Below are 15288 nucleotides of genomic sequence, written 5' to 3'. Positions count from 1 at the left end.
ACGCGAACTTTGCGCACATTACACCGCGGGCGTTTCGGAAGTTTTAAACGCCGGCGTCCGATTTCGGGACGTTTTTGCGAATGATTTGCAATTGCGTTTGACAGGCGCCGAAAGCGCCCTATAGTTTAATGCAACTCATTCGCAAAAGCAGCTCAGGAGAGCCGATGCTCCGCCGTTCGTTCAATGCCCTTCTTGTCAGCCTGACGCTGGTTTCCGCCGCCCCCGCAATCGCACAGGAAAAGCCGAAGGTCGTCACGACCTTCACCATCATCGCCGACATTGCCTCGAACGTCGCGGGCGATGCGGCAGTCGTGGAATCGATCACCAAGCCGGGTGCCGAAATCCACAACTACCAGCCGACGCCGCGCGACATCCTGAAGGCCCAGGGCGGCAATCTGGTGCTGTGGAACGGCCTCAACCTGGAACTCTGGTTCCAGAAGTTTCTCGCCAATCTCGGCGACGTGCCGAACGTCACGGTCAGCGAGGGCATCGAGCCGATGAGCATCGTGGACGGCCCCTACCAGGGCAAGCCGAACCCGCATGCCTGGATGTCGCCCAACAATGCGCTGATCTATGTCGAGAATATCCGCAAGGCGCTTGTCGCGCTCGATCCCGCCAATGCCGCCACCTATGATGCCAACGCCAAGGCCTATAGCGCGAAGATCACCGCGCTCGGCGAGGAGATGAAGGCGAAGATCGGGGCATTGCCGGCGGAAAAACGCTGGCTCGTGACCAGCGAAGGCGCCTTCAGCTACCTCACCCGCGATTTCGGCCTCAAGGAACTCTTCCTCTGGCCGATCAACGCCGACCAGCAGGGCACGCCCAAGCAGGTGAAGGCGGTGATCGACGCCGTGCGCGAGCACAATATCCACGTCGTCTTCTCGGAAAGCACCGTCTCCGCCGACCCGGCCAAGCAGGTCGCTGCCGAAACCGGCGCCACCTATGGCGGCATCCTCTATGTCGACTCGCTAAGCGAGGCGGACGGCCCGGTGCCGACCTATCTCGACCTGTTGCGCGTGACCTCCGAGACCATCGTGAAGGGCCTGTCGCAATGATGATGGGCGGCAAGCCGAAAAAGGTGGACGGCATCGTCGCGGAAGACGTGACCGTCACCTATCGCAACGGCATGACGGCGCTGCGCCATGCCAGCTTCTCCGTGCCGAAGGGCACGATCACCGCGCTCGTCGGCGTCAACGGTGCCGGTAAATCCACCCTGTTCAAGGCGATCATGGGCTTCGTGCCGGTCGCCGCCGGCAAGGTGACGATCCTCGGCCTTTCCGTGAAGGAGGCGCTGAAGCAGAACCTCGTCGCCTATGTGCCGCAGGCAGAAGAGGTCGACTGGACCTTTCCCGTGCTCGTCGAGGACGTGGTGATGATGGGTCGCTACGGCCACATGAACTGGCTGCGCATTCCGAGCAAGCGCGACCACGAATTGGTCGACGAGGCGCTGTCGCGCGTCAACATGGCGGCCTTCCGCAAACGGCAGATCGGCGAGCTTTCCGGCGGGCAGCGCAAGCGCGTCTTCCTTGCCCGGGCGCTGGCGCAGGAAGGCCAGGTGATCCTGCTCGACGAACCCTTCACCGGCGTCGACGTCAACACGGAAGAGCAGATCGTCGAACTGCTCGGCAAGCTGCGCGACGAAGGCCGCGTCATGCTGGTCTCGACGCACAATCTCGGCAGCGTGCCGGATTTCTGCGACCGCACCGTCTTCGTGAAAGGCACGGTCATAGCCTCCGGCCCGACGGCGGAAACCTTTACCGAGGCCAATCTGGAGCGCGCCTTCGGCGGCGTGCTGCGTCACTTCATTCTCGGCGGCCATGACCTGCACGACGACGAGGACAAGCGCTCGATCACCGTCATCACCGACGACGAACGCCCCTTCGTCATCTATGGCGAGCCCGAGAAGGAGAAGACACCGTGATCGACACGCTCCTCGAGCCCTTCGGTTACGGCTACATGGTCAACGCCATGTGGGTCAGCGCGCTGGTCGGCTGCATCTGCGGCTTCCTCTCCGCCTATCTCATGCTGAAGGGCTGGTCGCTGATCGGCGACGCGCTCTCGCACTCGATCGTGCCGGGCGTTGCCGGCGCCTATATGCTGGGCCTGCCCTTTGCGGCCGGCGCCTTCCTCTCCGGCGGACTTGCCGCCGCCGCCATGCTCTTCCTCAACCGCCAGACCAAACTGAAGGAAGACGCGATCATCGGCATGATCTTCTCCTCCTTCTTCGGCCTTGGCCTGTTCATGGTGTCGCTGTCGCCGACGCCGGTGAACATCCAGACCATCGTGCTCGGCAACATCCTTGCCGTCAGCCCCGAGGATACGATCCAGCTCGCCATCATCGGCGCGGTCACGCTCATCATCCTGCTGTTCAAGTGGAAGGACCTGATGGTCACCTTCTTCGACGAGAGCCATGCCCGCTCGATCGGCCTCAACCCGACGGGCCTGAAAATCCTGTTCTTCACACTACTCAGCGCCTCGACGGTCGCCGCCATGCAGACGGTCGGCGCCTTCCTGGTCATCGCCATGGTGGTGACGCCGGGGGCCACCGCCTATCTTTTGACCGACCGCTTCCAGCGCCTGATCATCATCGCGGCATCGCTTGGTGCCGGCACAAGCTTCGTCGGCGCCTATATTTCCTACTTCCTCGACGGTGCGACCGGCGGCATCATCGTCGTGCTGCAAACGGCGATCTTCCTGCTGGCCTTCGTCTTCGCACCGAAACACGGCCTGCTTGCCGCACGCCGCAAGGGCCAGCTGGCGCTCGAACCCGTGGAAGGCGCCAAGCCATGAACGAGACGCTCGAACTCGCCATCATGCCCTTCCAGCTCGCCTTCATGCAGAATGCCTTCCTGGTGACGCTGATGATCGCCGTGCCGATGGCGCTGCTGTCCTGTTATCTGGTGCTGAAGGGCTGGTCGCTGATGGGCGATGCGGTCTCCCATGCCGTGCTGCCGGGCGTCGTCATCGCCTATGTGGTCGGCCTGCCCTTTGCGGTCGGCGCCTTCGTCGCCGGCCTGTTCTGCGCACTTGCCGCCGGCTACCTCAAGGATAACAGCCGGGTGAAGGAAGACACCATCCTCGGCATCGTCTTCTCCGGCATGTTCGCGATCGGGCTGGTGCTCTACGTCAAGATCCAGCCGGACATCCATCTCGACCACATCCTGTTCGGCGACATGCTCGGCATCGCCATTTCGGATCTCGTCGAAACGGCTGTCATCGCGCTTGCCTCGACCGGCTTCATCCTGCTTTTCCGCAAGGACCTGCTGGTGCATGCCTTCGACCGGCAGCACGCATCCGCGATCGGCCTGCCGGTCAAGCTGCTGCATTACGGCCTGCTGGCCGTGCTGTCGCTGGTGGTGGTCGGCGCGCTGAAGGCGGTCGGCATCATCATCGCGATCGCCATGCTGGTGGCGCCGGGCGCCATTGCCGCCCTCGTCACCCGGCGCTTCCCGAGCATGCTGATGGTCGCCGTCGCGGTTGCCGTCGGAGCGACGTTCTTCGGCATCTGGCTGAGCTTCCTGATCGACAGTGCGCCGGCCCCGACCATCGTGCTTTTGATGACCATCCTCTTCATCCTGGCCTTCTTCCGCAACGTGCTGCAAAGCCGCAGGCCGGCACAGGAGGCGTGATCCGGCACGGCCGCGGCCGTGTCGACAGAGGTGCGGTTTCCGTCTATCGTCCGCCGCGACCGGTCGGCCGCGTGCTTCGCGGCAGGCCCAATGAAGACGAGAACAAGCAGCGGGACGGCATGGCGCATATCGGTATCGTCGGCGGTGGCCTCATGGGCTGTGCCACAGCGCTCAATCTGTTGGAGCAGGGCCACAGCGTCACCATCCTCGAGCGGGACGCCGGTGGCCTGCCCGCATCCGTCGGCAATGCGGGCATTCTGGCCGTACCGGAAATCGATCCGCTCGCCCGGCCGGACATGCTGCTCTCCGTGCCGAAATGGCTGCTCGATCCACTCGGACCGCTGACCGTTCGCTGGCAGGACCTGCCGGCGCTCACACCCTGGCTTTTCAAGTTCCTGCTCTCCGCGCGCTCGGCAAACGTCACCGCAAGCCGCGCAGCCATGCTCTACCTCATGAAGACGGCCGAGGCCGATCATGTGCGCCTCGGAAATTTCGCCGGCATATCCGGCCATATGCGCGATACCGGCGCCATGACCGTTTTCGACACTGTTGCGGCCCGCGACAAGGCTTTCGCGCACGAGACAGAGAATGCCAGGCTGATCGGCTGCAATGTCGAAAAACTGGACGCCGAGGAAACCCGCCGCCGTGTGCCGGCGCTGCAGGGCGCCTTTGCCGGCGCCACCTTCAGCGACGGCTACAAGACCTTCGAATATCCGCTGACCTTCCTGCGCCGGCTACAGGCCGTGCTGCGCGAGCGCGCGACACTGCTCGATGCCACCGTCTCGTCGGTGGCGCGCGCCGAGAACGGCATCGTCGTTAGGACGGAAGGCGGCGGCGAATTCACCTTCGATCGGCTGGCGATCACCTCGGGCGTCTGGTCGCGCCGCTTCGTCGCCGATCTCGGCCTGACGGTGCTGCTTGAAACCGAGCGCGGCTACAACACGACCTTCATGAACCCCTCGACCACGCTGGAAATGCCGGTGTTCTTCTCCGAACACGGCTTCGTCGCGACACCCTTCGAGAATGCGCTGCGTATCGGTGGCGCCGTGGAACTCGCCTCGCCGGACGCGCCCGCCAATTACAAGCGTGCCGCCGCGATGCGCAGGAAGATGCGGCGTTATGTACCCGACCTTCCGGAAGAGGGCGGCACGGAGTGGATGGGGCGGCGCCCCTCGACGCCGGATAGCCTGCCCGTCATCAGCCTGCATCCCGGCGATCCGCGCATCGCCTTCGCCTTCGGCCATGGCCATCTCGGCCTCACGCTTTCCGCAACGACCGGCCGCCATGTCGCCCGGTTGCTGGCCGGCGAAGGAGAGACAGCACTCGCCCCCTTCTCCATCGCCCGCTTCCAGTAAACGCGCGATCTCCAGGACAACAAAAAGAAAGAAACGACCATGCACAAGGTTATTTTCGATACGGATCCCGGCGTCGACGACGCGATGGCGCTGCTGTTCCTGCACAATCACCCCGAGATCGACCTGATCGGCATCACCACCGTCTTCGGCAATGCCTCGATCGAGACGACGACGCGCAACGCGCTGTTTTTGAAGCGCGAATGGGGCATCGGGGCACCGGTGGCGAAGGGTGACGGCAAGACCTACAATCCGATGCGCAACCCGATCGACTGGCCGGTGATGATCCACGGCCATGACGGGCTCGGCAATATCGATGTGCCGGACACGATCGACCTGCCGCTCGATCCGCGCCCGGCGCACCGCTTCATCATCGAGACGGTCCGCGCCAATCCCGGCGAAGTGACGCTGATCGCCGTCGGCCGCATGTCGAACCTCGCCTATGCGCTGAAGGAAGACCCGGAGATCGCCGGTCTCGTCAAGCAGGTCATCATCATGGGTGGCGCCTTCGACGTGCCCGGCAACATCACGCCCGCCGCCGAAGCCAATATCCACGGCGACCCGGAGGCGGCCGACGTCGTGATGGGGGCGGCGTGGAAGGTGGTCGTCGTCGGTCTCGACGTGACGATGAAGACCGTGATGCTGCGCAAGCGGCTGGCCGACCTCACGGCGCAGAACGGCAAGCACCTGAAATTGCTCTCCGACATCTCGCAGTTCTACATCGATTTCTACGGCCAGCATGTGAAGGACGAGGGCATGGTGGTGCATGACAGCTGCGCCTGCGTCTATCTCGTCGCCCCCGAACTCTTCGAGACGCGCAGTGGCGCGATCCGCGTCGTCGCCGGCGGCATTGCCGATGGCCAGACGATCCAGAAGCCGGACGCCCGCAGCTTCCCGCCTGGCAACTGGGACGACCTGCCGAGCCAGCATGCCTGCATCGGCATCGATGCGGAAAAGGTGATGGCGCTGCTCGACGAGACGCTGGTACGCTAACCGGGAACCGCCGGCCGGTGCCCGTCACCGGCCGGCGTTTTCATCCCACCAGCGCAGCACGCGCAAAGCCCGAAGCGTGATCCAGCGCGAGGGCTGTCCCGGCACTTCCATCTCAAACCAGACCGGCCCCTTCAAGGTCCAGTCGAGCGGCCAGGTGCCGTCGTCCGACTGCCGGGAGCGCAGATGGCCGATCGCCTCGCGCAGGCGCGGGTCGGGCACAGCACCCGTCGCCAGCGACGCCGCGCGAAAATACGCCAGCCCGCGCAGAACATCGTAACGCCAGCGGTTTGGGTTGAGAAATTTCAGATAACGTTCATCAGCCGGCGCGCCGGTGCCGAGGCGGCGGAAGAGACCGCGTTCCAGCAGATAGGCTTCACCCGCTGCCCGTGCTGCGCGCGTTTTCGCCGTGGCGCCCTTGGCTTTTTCGTAGTCGAGAAGCCCTTCCAGCACATTGATCGTCGTGTGGAAGGACGAGCGATGCGAGCCGTTGCAGCGCTCGCAGTTCCAGCCGCCGTCCGGCTGCCGTTCGCCCAGCAAGCGCTCGACGATCTGTGAAACTTCCACGCCAAAATAGACGCCCACCATCACCGTGCGGGCATTGATGCATTCCTCGACTTCGCCATCCCAGAAAGGCTGGCCGTCATGGTCCCAGCGCGAATTTTTCGCAATGAGATCAACCGTACGCCGCGCCCGCGCCGAGGAAGGATCGAAGCCGAAGTCGTAAAGCTGCTGCAGGGAAAAGCAGGTGGCGATCCAGGCCTGGCCGAGCTCGCGCCAGTTCTCCTCGGTGTAGCCGGCCGGCATGAAGGCGCCACCGGCCCATTGGCCGTCCTGATCCTGATGGGAGAGGAGCCGCGCGCCCCAGCCTTCGGTTTCCACCCTGGCGCGCTCGGCCTGCCATTCCGCTTCCGGCGCGTCGAGGAGGTCGCGCATCACCTGCCAGCGGATCGCGGGATCCGAAGAGAGCAGCCAGTCGATGACGGAACCGGTGGGAGCCATGCGGTAGAATCTATCACCGCATCCCGCCGATTTCTATTCCGGCGTGCCCGGCAACTGCCAGTCGATCGGCTTGCGGCCGTGTTTTTCGAGAAAGGCATTCGCCTTGGAAAACGGCTTCGTGCCGAAAAATCCGTTGTGCGCGGAGAGCGGCGATGGATGCGGCGATCGCAGCACGAGGTGGCGTTTGCTATCGACGAAGGCCGCCTTCTTCTGTGCGTAGGAGCCCCAGAGGATGAAGACGACGGGTTTTTCCTGCTCGTTGACGGCGCGGATCACCGCATCGGTAAAGCGTTCCCAGCCCTTGCCCTGATGCGAGGCGGCGCGGCCCATTTCCACCGTCAGCACGCTGTTGAGCAACAGCACGCCCTGCTTGGCCCAATGTTCGAGGAAGCCATGGCTAGCCCGCGCAATGCCGAGGTCGTCCTGCAATTCCTTGTAGATATTGACGAGCGACGGCGGAATGCGCACGCCGGGTTGCACGGAAAAGCACAGTCCGTGCGCCTGTCCTTCGCCGTGATAGGGGTCCTGACCGAGAATGACGACCCGCACCTCATCGAGCGGCGTCAGGTCCAGCGCGCGAAAATATTCGGGGCCCTTGGGGAAGATGCGCCGCCCGTCCTGCTTCTGCTCCAGCAGAAAGGTCTTCAGGTCGGCCATGTAGGGACTGGAGAATTCCGCCGCGAGCGGCGCCTTCCAGCTTTCGCCGATCTTCACATCCGTCATCGTCCGCTCCCGTCACGCTTTCGAGGAGGCGGAGTTTAGCGCCGGATGGACGAAGCGACCGGCCAAAGGGCCGGTCATCCACAGCTATCTCAACGCACCCCGAGCACGGTCATCAGGCTTTTCATGCGCTCTGCGGCCAGATCCGGCTTGTCGAGCACATTTGCCTGGTCGGCGAGGCGGAAGACATCGGCATAGTGCAACACGCCGCGCGCGGACTGCATGCCGGCCGGCATGGTGAAGTGATCCTGGTGGCCATTCAGCCAGGCAAGGAAGACGACGCCTGCCTTGTAGTACTGCGTCGGCGCTTCGAAGATCTTGCGCGACAGCGGCACGGTCGGTTCGATGACCGAGCGGAACGTCGCAACGTCGCCGGCGGCCAGCGAAGCCAGCGCCGTCGAGGCCTGCGGCGCCACCGCATCGAAGATGCCAAGCAGCGCATGGCTGTATTTGCGCCCATCGCCCTCGATCAATTCGGCATAGTTGAAATCATCGCCGGTAAAACACAGCACGCCCTCCGGCAGGCGATCGCGCAGCGCCACTTCCTTGGCGTTTTCCAGAAGCGAGATCTTGATGCCTTCGACCTTGTCGCGATTTTCGTCGATGATCGACAGCACCGCATCGAGCGCCGGCTCGAAACTGTCCGAACCCCAATAGCCCTTCAACTGTGGATCGAACATGTCGCCGAGCCAGTGCAGCACGACCTTGTCCTTCGCCTGGCCGAGGATGCGGCCATAGACCTTCCGGTAATCGTCCGGCGATTTGGCGAGACGGGCAAGCGCGCGGCTGGCCATCATGATCGCCCGGCCGCCATGCTTTTCGACGAAACCGACCTGTTCCTCATAGGCCGCGATCACATCGTCCAGCGAGCGGGCATCGGCCGGGTTCAGGTGGTCCGTGCCGGCGCCGCAGGCGAGGTCGGCGCCCGACACTGTCCGGGCCTCGGCGAGCGAACGACGGATCAACTCCTGCGCGCCGGCCCAATCGAGCCCCATGCCGCGCTGCGCCGTATCCATCGCCTCGGCGATGCGGAAGCCGAGCGACCAGAGATGATGGCGGAAAGCCATGGTGGCGTCCCAGTCAACGGCCGGCGCCTCCCAGGGGCGCGTATCGCGACGCGGGTCCGATACCACATGGGCCGCGGCATAGGCGATACGGCTGAAGACGGGCACGCCGGCGGGACGCGTCGTGGGCGTTCCCACGAGAGCGTAGGCTTCGACGCCACCATCAGCACGCGGCAGGGAAAGGTTGATCGGCATGAAATCCTCCCAAGGGTTTCTCAGGGCAATAATTTAGATCGTTCCAAATTTCAAGTGCGATTTTTTGGAGCACTCCAATTGGCGGCAGGCCGCCCCTGATGAAATGACAGGACAGGAAACTGCCGCGGCCCCTCGTCCGCCCTGCCTATCCCCGCGCATCAACCTCAAATCAGGCTACGCCTGGGTTGGGATTGACCAAAGCACGCCCGCCAAAACGAGTGGAGAGGATGTTGCTTCACTAGAAGATCAGGTCGACATATGCCTTCAATCTTCATCAAACGCACTTGACAAATTTGGAACGATCCAATTAACTGCATCCCACAAGCGAGCACATTGCAGCTCGCACAGGGAGGACTGATCGTGAACAAAGGCCGGGTGACCGTCATCGATATTGCGCGCGCTGCCGGCGTGTCGAAGTCGACGGTATCGCTCGTCCTGCAGGCAAGCCCACTCGTGAACGAGGTGACCCGCGCCAAGGTGAACGCGACCATTCGCGAGCTCGGCTATGTCTACAATCGCGGTGCTGCCAACCTGCGCCAGTCCGCCTCCTCGCGCATCATCGGCATCATCGTCAACGACCTTACCAACTCCTTCTTCGCGGAACTTGCCGTCGGCATGGACATGGTCATGCAGTCTGCCGGCTATGTCCAGTTCCTGTCAAACTCCGCCGAAAGCGTCGACCGCCAGCGCGAGGTCATCGCCTCCATGCGTGAACACGGCATTGCCGGTCTCATCTTCTCGCCCGCCCGCGGCACGGAAGCCGCAGACCTGAAGCCGCTGGTGGCAAGCGGCATTCCCGTCGTCGCCGTGGTGCGCAATGTGGTCGGCGCCAAGGTCTCGACGCTGTTTTCCGACAATTATGCAGGCGCGAAGGATGCCGTGCGCCACCTTATCGCGCTCGGCCATCGCCGCATCGCCTTTCTCGGCGGCATCTCGAACACCACGGTGTTTACCGAGCGTGTCCAGGGCTGGCGCGAGGCGCTGGCGGAGGGCGGGCTTGAAGCTCAGAATTCCCTCGTCATCGCCACGACGGCGTCGCGCGCCGGCGGTGTCGCGGCCATCGAGCGCGCCTTGCTGCTGCCCGAACCGCCGACCGCCGCCCTCTGCTTCAACGACGCGGCCGCCTTTGGCGTCTGCGATGGTCTGCGGGCCGCCGGCAAGGAGCCCGGTCGCGATTTCGGCGTGGTCGGCTTCGACGACGTGATCGAGGCCGAGACCGCAGTACCCGCGCTGACGACGGTTTCCGTCGACCCGCAGGGCATGGGCCGGCGTGCAGCGCACCTGCTTTTGAAACAGATCAATGCGGGCCGGGTAGAGCCCGAGGCGATCGTCAGTTCCGTGCGCCTCGTCGTGCGCCAGAGCTGCGGCGCCGGATCGAGCGACAAGACGAGGAGGATTTCGGCATGACACGGTGGGGTTTGATCGGGGCGAGCACAATCGCCAAGGAATGGGTGATCGGCGCGATCCGCGCGACGGGCGGCGAAATCGTCTCGGTGATGAGCACGAATGCCGAGCGCGGCAGAGCCTATGCGGATGCGCAGGGCATTGCGAAATCGGTCACCACGCTCGCCGGCCTGGTGAATGATCCCGACATCGACGCCGTCTATATTTCGACGACCAACGAACTGCACCGCGACCAGGCGCTGGCGGCGGCCAAGACGGGAAAGCATATTCTCTGCGAAAAGCCGCTCGCGATGTCGCTTGAGGATGCCCACGGCATGGTCAAGGCCGCAAAGGACGCCGGCGTCGTCATGGCGACCAACCATCACCTGCGCAATGCGGCGACGCACGGTGCCATGCGCGCGGCGATCAAGGCCGGCCGCATCGGCCAGCCGCTGTCGGCCCGCGTCTTCCATGCCGTCTACCTGCCGCCGCACCTGCAGGGCTGGCGCCTCGACAAGCCGGAAGCCGGCGGCGGCGTGATCCTCGACATCACCGTGCACGACGCCGACACGCTGCGCTTCGTGCTGGACGCCAATCCGGTGGAAGCGATCGCTTTTTCGCAGGCCGGCGGCATGGGCAAGGCCGGGCTGGAAGATGCGGTGATGGGTGTGCTGCGCTTCGAGAACGGCGTGATTGCGCAGTTCCACGATGGTTTCACCACCAAATACGCCGAAACCGGCCTGGAAGTGCACGGCACGGACGGTTCGCTGATCGGCCGCAACGTCATGAGCCAGCGCGCCGCCGGCACCGTGACGCTGCGCGATGCGAATGGCGAGCAGGAGCTGCCGCTCGATCACCGCAACCTCTACGAAACGGCACTTGCCGCCTTTCATGCGGCCATTGCCGGCAAGGGACAACCCTCGGCCACAGGCGAGGACGGCGTCTGGTCGCTGGCCACCGGGCTGGCGGTCGTCGAGGCGGCCCGCACGGGCCGCACGGTCAGCATCGAACCTGGACTCTAAAAGATCATGAGCAAGCATATCACGCCACGCCAGGCCGCAGACCTGATCCCTGACGGCGCCGTCGTTTCGGTCTCCTCCTCCTCCGGCCTCGGCTGCCCGGACCTGACTTTGAAGGCGATCGGCGAGCGCTTCGACGAGACCGGCCATCCGCAGAACCTCACCACGCTGCATCCGATCGCGGCGGGCGATATGAGCGGCATCAAGGGCGTGGATTACATCGCGAAAAAGGGCTTGCTGAAGACGATCATCGGCGGCTCCTATCCCTCCGGCCCCTCCTCGTCCGAACCGCCGTTGATCTGGCAGATGATCGGCAGCGACGAGGTCGCCGCCTACAACGTCCCGTCCGGCATTCTCTTCGACATGCACCGCGAGGCCGCCGCCAAGCGCCCGGGCGTGATCACCAAGGTCGGCGTCGAAACCTTCGTCGATCCGAGCCGCGAAGGCTGCGCGATGAACGCTTCGGCGGCGAAGACCCCGGTCGTCGAAAAAATCACCTTCGCCGGTGAGGAGTGGCTGTATTTCAAGGCGATCGCGCCGCAGGTGGCGATCATTCGCGCCACGACGGCCGACGAGCGCGGCAACCTGACCTATGAACACGAAGGCGCCTATCTTGGTGGCCTCGACCAGGCGCTCGCCGCCCGCAACAATGGCGGCATCGTCATTGCGCAGGTCAAGCGCATCGTGAAGGAAGGCTCGCTGAAGCCGCACGACGTGCGCGTGCCCGGCATGCTGGTCGACTACGTCGTGGTCGATCCCGACCAGAAGCAGACGACGCAGACACTCTACGATCCGGCGATCTCCGGCGAAATCTTCCGGCCGCTCGACACATTCCGCGTGCCGGAATTCAATATCCAGAAGGTCATCGCCCGCCGCGTGGCGCAGGAACTGCAGGCCGGCAGCGCCGTCAATCTCGGCTTCGGCATTTCCGCCAACGTGCCGCGTATCCTCCTTGAAGAGGGCCTGCACGGCGCCGTCACCTGGGTGATCGAACAGGGTGCGGTCGGCGGCGTGCCGCTGCTCGATTTCGCCTTCGGCTGCGCGTCGAATGCCGATGCCTTCATGCCCTCGCCCTATCAGTTCACCTATTTCCAGGGCGCGGGCTTCGATGCCTCGCTGCTCTCCTTCCTGGAAATCGGCAAGGACGGCTCGGTCAACGTGTCAAAACTCTCCTTCCGCCCGCATGTGACGGCGGGTGCCGGCGGCTTCGTCGACATCACGGCACGGGCGAAGAAGATCGTCTTCTCCGGCATGTTCAATGCCGGCGCCAAACTCGCCGTCGAAGGCGGCAAACTGGTGATCGAGAAGGAAGGTAAGCTCAAGAAGCTGGTCAACGCCGTCGAGCACGTCACCTTCTCCGGCCCGCGCGGCGTGGCGCAGGGGCAGGACATCACCTATGTCACCGAGCGCTGCGTGCTGAAGCTGACGCCGGAGGGTATCGTGCTCACCGAGATCGCCCCGGGCGTCGATCTCCAGGCGCACATCCTCGACCAGTCGGAATTCGACCTCATCGTTTCGCCGGACCTGAAGGTCATGGATGCCGCGCTGTTCACGGATGCGCCGATCGGCCTGACGCTGCCGCAGAAGGCACCGCGCCAGCTGGCAGGAGCACACCATGGCTGAGCCGCGCATCCGCATCTCCATTGAAGGCGACGTCGCGACGATCACCGTCGCGCGGCCGGAAAAGGCGAACGCCTTCGACATTGACATGCTGAAGGAGCTTTCCATTGCCTGCGACGCGGTCGAGGCGAATGCTGCCGTGCGCGTCGCCATCCTGACCGGCGAGGGCAAGGCCTTTTCGGCGGGCGGCGATATCCGCGCCTGGGCCGGCATGGAAGCCAATGAATTCGGCCATGCCTGGGTGCGCTTCGGCCACCGCGTCTTCGAACGGCTGGCGACGTTGCGCATGCCGCTGATCGCCGCCGTCAACGGCCACGCGCTCGGTGGCGGGCTGGAACTGGCGGCTGCCGCCGATATTCGCATCGCCGAAACGCAGGTGAAGATCGGCCTGCCGGAAGCCGGCCTCGGCATGGTGCCGGGCTGGTCCGGTACCCAGCGGCTGGTGAAGCGTTTTGGCGCGCAGACCGTGCGGCGCATGCTGCTCGGCGGTGAGGTGCTGACCGCCGTGGAGGCGCAGGCGCTCGGCATCGTCGACCAGGTTGTGGAAACGGGTACGGCCGCCGAGGCTGCAAAGGCCTATGCCGCGCGCATTGCGGCCCGTGGGCCTGCGGCGACGGAAGTCTCGAAACTGATGATCGCCGTGGCGAACGGCGAAGACAATGGTGCGGCGGTGGAGGCCCTGGGCTCGATCCTCGTCGCCAAGACCGGGGACCTGAAGGAAGGCGTCGCCGCCTTCACGGGTAAGCGCCCCGCAGAGTTCAAGGGAGAATGGTAATGACCGCGCATGTGAAGCCGAAGGCGCTGGAAAACTTCAAGGCACGCGATTTCCGCATGCTGATCGACGGCGTCTGGACGGAAGGCGCAGGCCCCGTGCTCGAACGCGTGGCACCGGGCCACGGCATCGTGGTCAGCCGCTATCCGGCCGGCACCAAGGCCGATGCCGAACGCGCTATCGCAGCCGCCCGCAAGGCCTTCGACCACGGTCCATGGCCGACCATGACGGGCGCCGAGCGCTCCAACATCCTGCTGAAGGCCGCCGACCTCATCGCCGCCCGCGCCGATGAACTGGCCTTCCTCGACTGCATCGAGAGCGGCAAGCCGATCAGCCAGGCCAAGGGCGAACTCGGCGGTGCTGCCGATATCTGGCGTTATGCCGCGGCCCTTGCCCGTGACCTGCACGGCGAAAGCTACAACACGCTCGGCGAAGGCACGCTCGGCGTCGTGCTGCGCGAGGCGATCGGCGTCGTTTCGATCATCACGCCTTGGAACTTCCCCTTCCTGATCGTCAGCCAGAAGCTGCCCTTCGCGCTCGCCGCCGGCTGCACGACAGTGGTCAAGCCTTCGGAGCTCACCTCCGGCTCGACGCTGGTGCTTGGCGAAATCCTCATCGAAGCGGGCCTGCCCGCCGGTGTCGTCAACATCCTCACCGGCACCGGCCCCGAGGTCGGCGCGCCGATGACGACGCATCCCGACGTGGACATGATCTCGTTTACCGGATCCACCGGCGTCGGCCGCCTGACGATGGCCAATGCAGCACAGACGCTGAAGAAGGTCTCGCTGGAACTCGGCGGCAAGAACCCGCAGATCGTCTTCCCAGACGCGAACCTCGACGAATTCATCGACGCCGCCGTCTTCGGCGCCTATTTCAACGCCGGCGAATGCTGTAATGCCGGCTCGCGGCTGATCCTGCACACGTCGATTGCGGCGGACGTGACCGCCCGCATTGCCGAACTTGCGAGACAAGTGAAGGTCGGCGATCCGCTCGATCCGACGACCCAGGTCGGCGCGATCATCACGCCACAGCACCTCGAAAAGATCGGCTCCTATGTTGAGGGCGCCACCAGGGCCGGCGCTTCGGTCGCACTCGGCGGCGGCGCACTCGATCTCGGCCTCGGCCAGTTCATGGCGCCGACGATCCTCTCCGGCGTGTTGCCCGAGATGACGGTCGCCCGCGAGGAAGTCTTCGGCCCGGTGCTTTCGGTGCTGACCTTCGAGACGACGGAAGAGGCGATCCGCATTGCCAACGCCATCGACTACGGCCTGTCGGCCGGTGTGTGGAGCCGCGACTTCGACACCTGCCTGACGGTCGGCCGCAAGGTGCGCGCCGGCACAGTCTGGATGAACACCTTCATGGATGGCGCATCCGAACTGCCCTTCGGTGGCTACCGACAGTCCGGACTCGGCCGCGAACTCGGTCGCCATGCGGTGGAGGACTACACCGAGACCAAGACGCTCAACATGCATATGGGCGCGCGCACCGGCTGGTGGATGCCGCGATGACAAAACCCTTCCCGGCAATCATGGATGGGATCGG

The 15288-nt window shown here is 64.4% G+C and carries 14 protein-coding genes; 11 read left to right on the top strand and 3 right to left on the bottom strand.

All coding sequences use genetic code 11. From position 1 onward, the window contains the following. Positions 1–164 precede the first annotated feature (164 nt). The 6 genes from AC1RT2_RS09890 to AC1RT2_RS09865 are packed head-to-tail and all read left to right on the top strand — an operon-like array spanning position 165 to position 5974. A complete protein-coding gene (locus AC1RT2_RS09890) occupies positions 165–1055 on the top strand; it encodes a metal ABC transporter substrate-binding protein (protein WP_069061063.1) in 891 nt (296 codons plus the stop codon). Next, positions 1052–1921, top strand: a complete 870-nt coding sequence (locus AC1RT2_RS09885; RefSeq protein ID WP_069061062.1) for a manganese/iron ABC transporter ATP-binding protein — start codon at positions 1052–1054, stop codon at positions 1919–1921. Before AC1RT2_RS09890 ends, AC1RT2_RS09885 begins: the two co-directional genes overlap by 4 nt. Beyond that, positions 1918–2790: a metal ABC transporter permease gene (locus AC1RT2_RS09880; protein WP_069061061.1), complete on the top strand. Its 873-nt coding sequence runs from the start codon at positions 1918–1920 to the stop codon at positions 2788–2790. The genes AC1RT2_RS09885 and AC1RT2_RS09880 overlap by 4 nt, the downstream gene beginning before the upstream one ends. Beyond that, a complete protein-coding gene (locus AC1RT2_RS09875; RefSeq protein ID WP_493101534.1) occupies positions 2787–3629 on the top strand; it encodes a metal ABC transporter permease in 843 nt (280 codons plus the stop codon). The genes AC1RT2_RS09880 and AC1RT2_RS09875 overlap by 4 nt, the downstream gene beginning before the upstream one ends. Next, positions 3626–4984 (top strand): NAD(P)/FAD-dependent oxidoreductase, encoded by a 1359-nt coding sequence (locus AC1RT2_RS09870; protein WP_493101532.1) that lies wholly within the window; start codon positions 3626–3628, stop codon positions 4982–4984. Before AC1RT2_RS09875 ends, AC1RT2_RS09870 begins: the two co-directional genes overlap by 4 nt. A 39-nt stretch (positions 4985–5023) precedes the next feature. Beyond that, complete coding sequence (locus tag AC1RT2_RS09865; protein ID WP_493101530.1) at positions 5024–5974, top strand: nucleoside hydrolase; 951 nt, start codon at positions 5024–5026, stop codon at positions 5972–5974. Positions 5975–5998: 24 nt separating this feature from the next. Here the strand turns inward: AC1RT2_RS09865 and AC1RT2_RS09860 are convergent, their stop codons facing one another. The 3 genes from AC1RT2_RS09860 to AC1RT2_RS09850 all read right to left on the bottom strand — a co-directional run bounded on the left by AC1RT2_RS09860 (position 5999) and on the right by AC1RT2_RS09850 (position 8952). Continuing rightward, a complete protein-coding gene (locus AC1RT2_RS09860) occupies positions 5999–6973 on the bottom strand; it encodes a squalene cyclase (RefSeq protein WP_493101528.1) in 975 nt (324 codons plus the stop codon). 33 nt (positions 6974–7006) lie between these two features. Next, positions 7007–7696: a uracil-DNA glycosylase gene (ung, locus tag AC1RT2_RS09855; protein ID WP_444799093.1), complete on the bottom strand. Its 690-nt coding sequence runs from the start codon at positions 7694–7696 to the stop codon at positions 7007–7009. Positions 7697–7785: 89 nt separating this feature from the next. Further along, positions 7786–8952 carry a dihydrodipicolinate synthase family protein gene (locus tag AC1RT2_RS09850; protein ID WP_493101526.1) on the bottom strand — a complete coding sequence of 389 codons (1167 nt, stop codon included), beginning with the start codon at positions 8950–8952 and terminating at the stop codon, positions 7786–7788. A 360-nt stretch (positions 8953–9312) separates the two neighbouring features. Here AC1RT2_RS09850 and AC1RT2_RS09845 point away from each other — a divergent pair, with 360 nt between their 5' ends. The 5 genes from AC1RT2_RS09845 to AC1RT2_RS09825 are packed head-to-tail and all read left to right on the top strand — an operon-like array spanning position 9313 to position 15254. After that, positions 9313–10359, top strand: a complete 1047-nt coding sequence (locus tag AC1RT2_RS09845; protein WP_493101524.1) for a LacI family DNA-binding transcriptional regulator — start codon at positions 9313–9315, stop codon at positions 10357–10359. After that, a complete protein-coding gene (locus tag AC1RT2_RS09840; RefSeq protein ID WP_493101522.1) occupies positions 10356–11357 on the top strand; it encodes a Gfo/Idh/MocA family protein in 1002 nt (333 codons plus the stop codon). Before AC1RT2_RS09845 ends, AC1RT2_RS09840 begins: the two co-directional genes overlap by 4 nt. A gap of 6 nt (positions 11358–11363) precedes the next feature. Next, positions 11364–12977 carry an acyl CoA:acetate/3-ketoacid CoA transferase gene (locus AC1RT2_RS09835; RefSeq protein ID WP_493101520.1) on the top strand — a complete coding sequence of 538 codons (1614 nt, stop codon included), beginning with the start codon at positions 11364–11366 and terminating at the stop codon, positions 12975–12977. After that, positions 12970–13749 (top strand): enoyl-CoA hydratase/isomerase family protein, encoded by a 780-nt coding sequence (locus AC1RT2_RS09830; protein ID WP_493101518.1) that lies wholly within the window; start codon positions 12970–12972, stop codon positions 13747–13749. The genes AC1RT2_RS09835 and AC1RT2_RS09830 overlap by 8 nt, the downstream gene beginning before the upstream one ends. Continuing rightward, the gene (locus AC1RT2_RS09825) at positions 13749–15254 is read left to right on the top strand and encodes an aldehyde dehydrogenase family protein (protein ID WP_493101516.1); all 1506 of its coding nucleotides are present in this window, start codon (positions 13749–13751) and stop codon (positions 15252–15254) included. Before AC1RT2_RS09830 ends, AC1RT2_RS09825 begins: the two co-directional genes overlap by 1 nt. Positions 15255–15288: the final 34 nt, after the last annotated feature.

This window comes from Shinella sp. GW821-FHT11G07, assembly GCF_058808115.1.
The sequence above is the reverse complement of the archived record's forward strand: the minus strand, read 5'-3'. Positions and strand labels throughout refer to the sequence as shown.

Coding starts and splice junctions, on each gene's coding strand:
- AC1RT2_RS09890 (WP_069061063.1), top strand. CDS start 165: ATGCTCCGCCGTTCGTTCAATGCCCTTCTTGTCAGCCTGACGCTGGTT.
- AC1RT2_RS09885 (WP_069061062.1), top strand. CDS start 1,052: ATGATGATGGGCGGCAAGCCGAAAAAGGTGGACGGCATCGTCGCGGAA.
- AC1RT2_RS09875 (WP_493101534.1), top strand. CDS start 2,787: ATGAACGAGACGCTCGAACTCGCCATCATGCCCTTCCAGCTCGCCTTC.
- AC1RT2_RS09865 (WP_493101530.1), top strand. CDS start 5,024: ATGCACAAGGTTATTTTCGATACGGATCCCGGCGTCGACGACGCGATG.
- AC1RT2_RS09860 (WP_493101528.1), bottom strand. CDS start 6,973: ATGGCTCCCACCGGTTCCGTCATCGACTGGCTGCTCTCTTCGGATCCC.
- ung (WP_444799093.1), bottom strand. CDS start 7,696: ATGACGGATGTGAAGATCGGCGAAAGCTGGAAGGCGCCGCTCGCGGCG.
- AC1RT2_RS09850 (WP_493101526.1), bottom strand. CDS start 8,952: ATGCCGATCAACCTTTCCCTGCCGCGTGCTGATGGTGGCGTCGAAGCC.
- AC1RT2_RS09840 (WP_493101522.1), top strand. CDS start 10,356: ATGACACGGTGGGGTTTGATCGGGGCGAGCACAATCGCCAAGGAATGG.
- AC1RT2_RS09835 (WP_493101520.1), top strand. CDS start 11,364: ATGAGCAAGCATATCACGCCACGCCAGGCCGCAGACCTGATCCCTGAC.
- AC1RT2_RS09830 (WP_493101518.1), top strand. CDS start 12,970: ATGGCTGAGCCGCGCATCCGCATCTCCATTGAAGGCGACGTCGCGACG.
- AC1RT2_RS09825 (WP_493101516.1), top strand. CDS start 13,749: ATGACCGCGCATGTGAAGCCGAAGGCGCTGGAAAACTTCAAGGCACGC.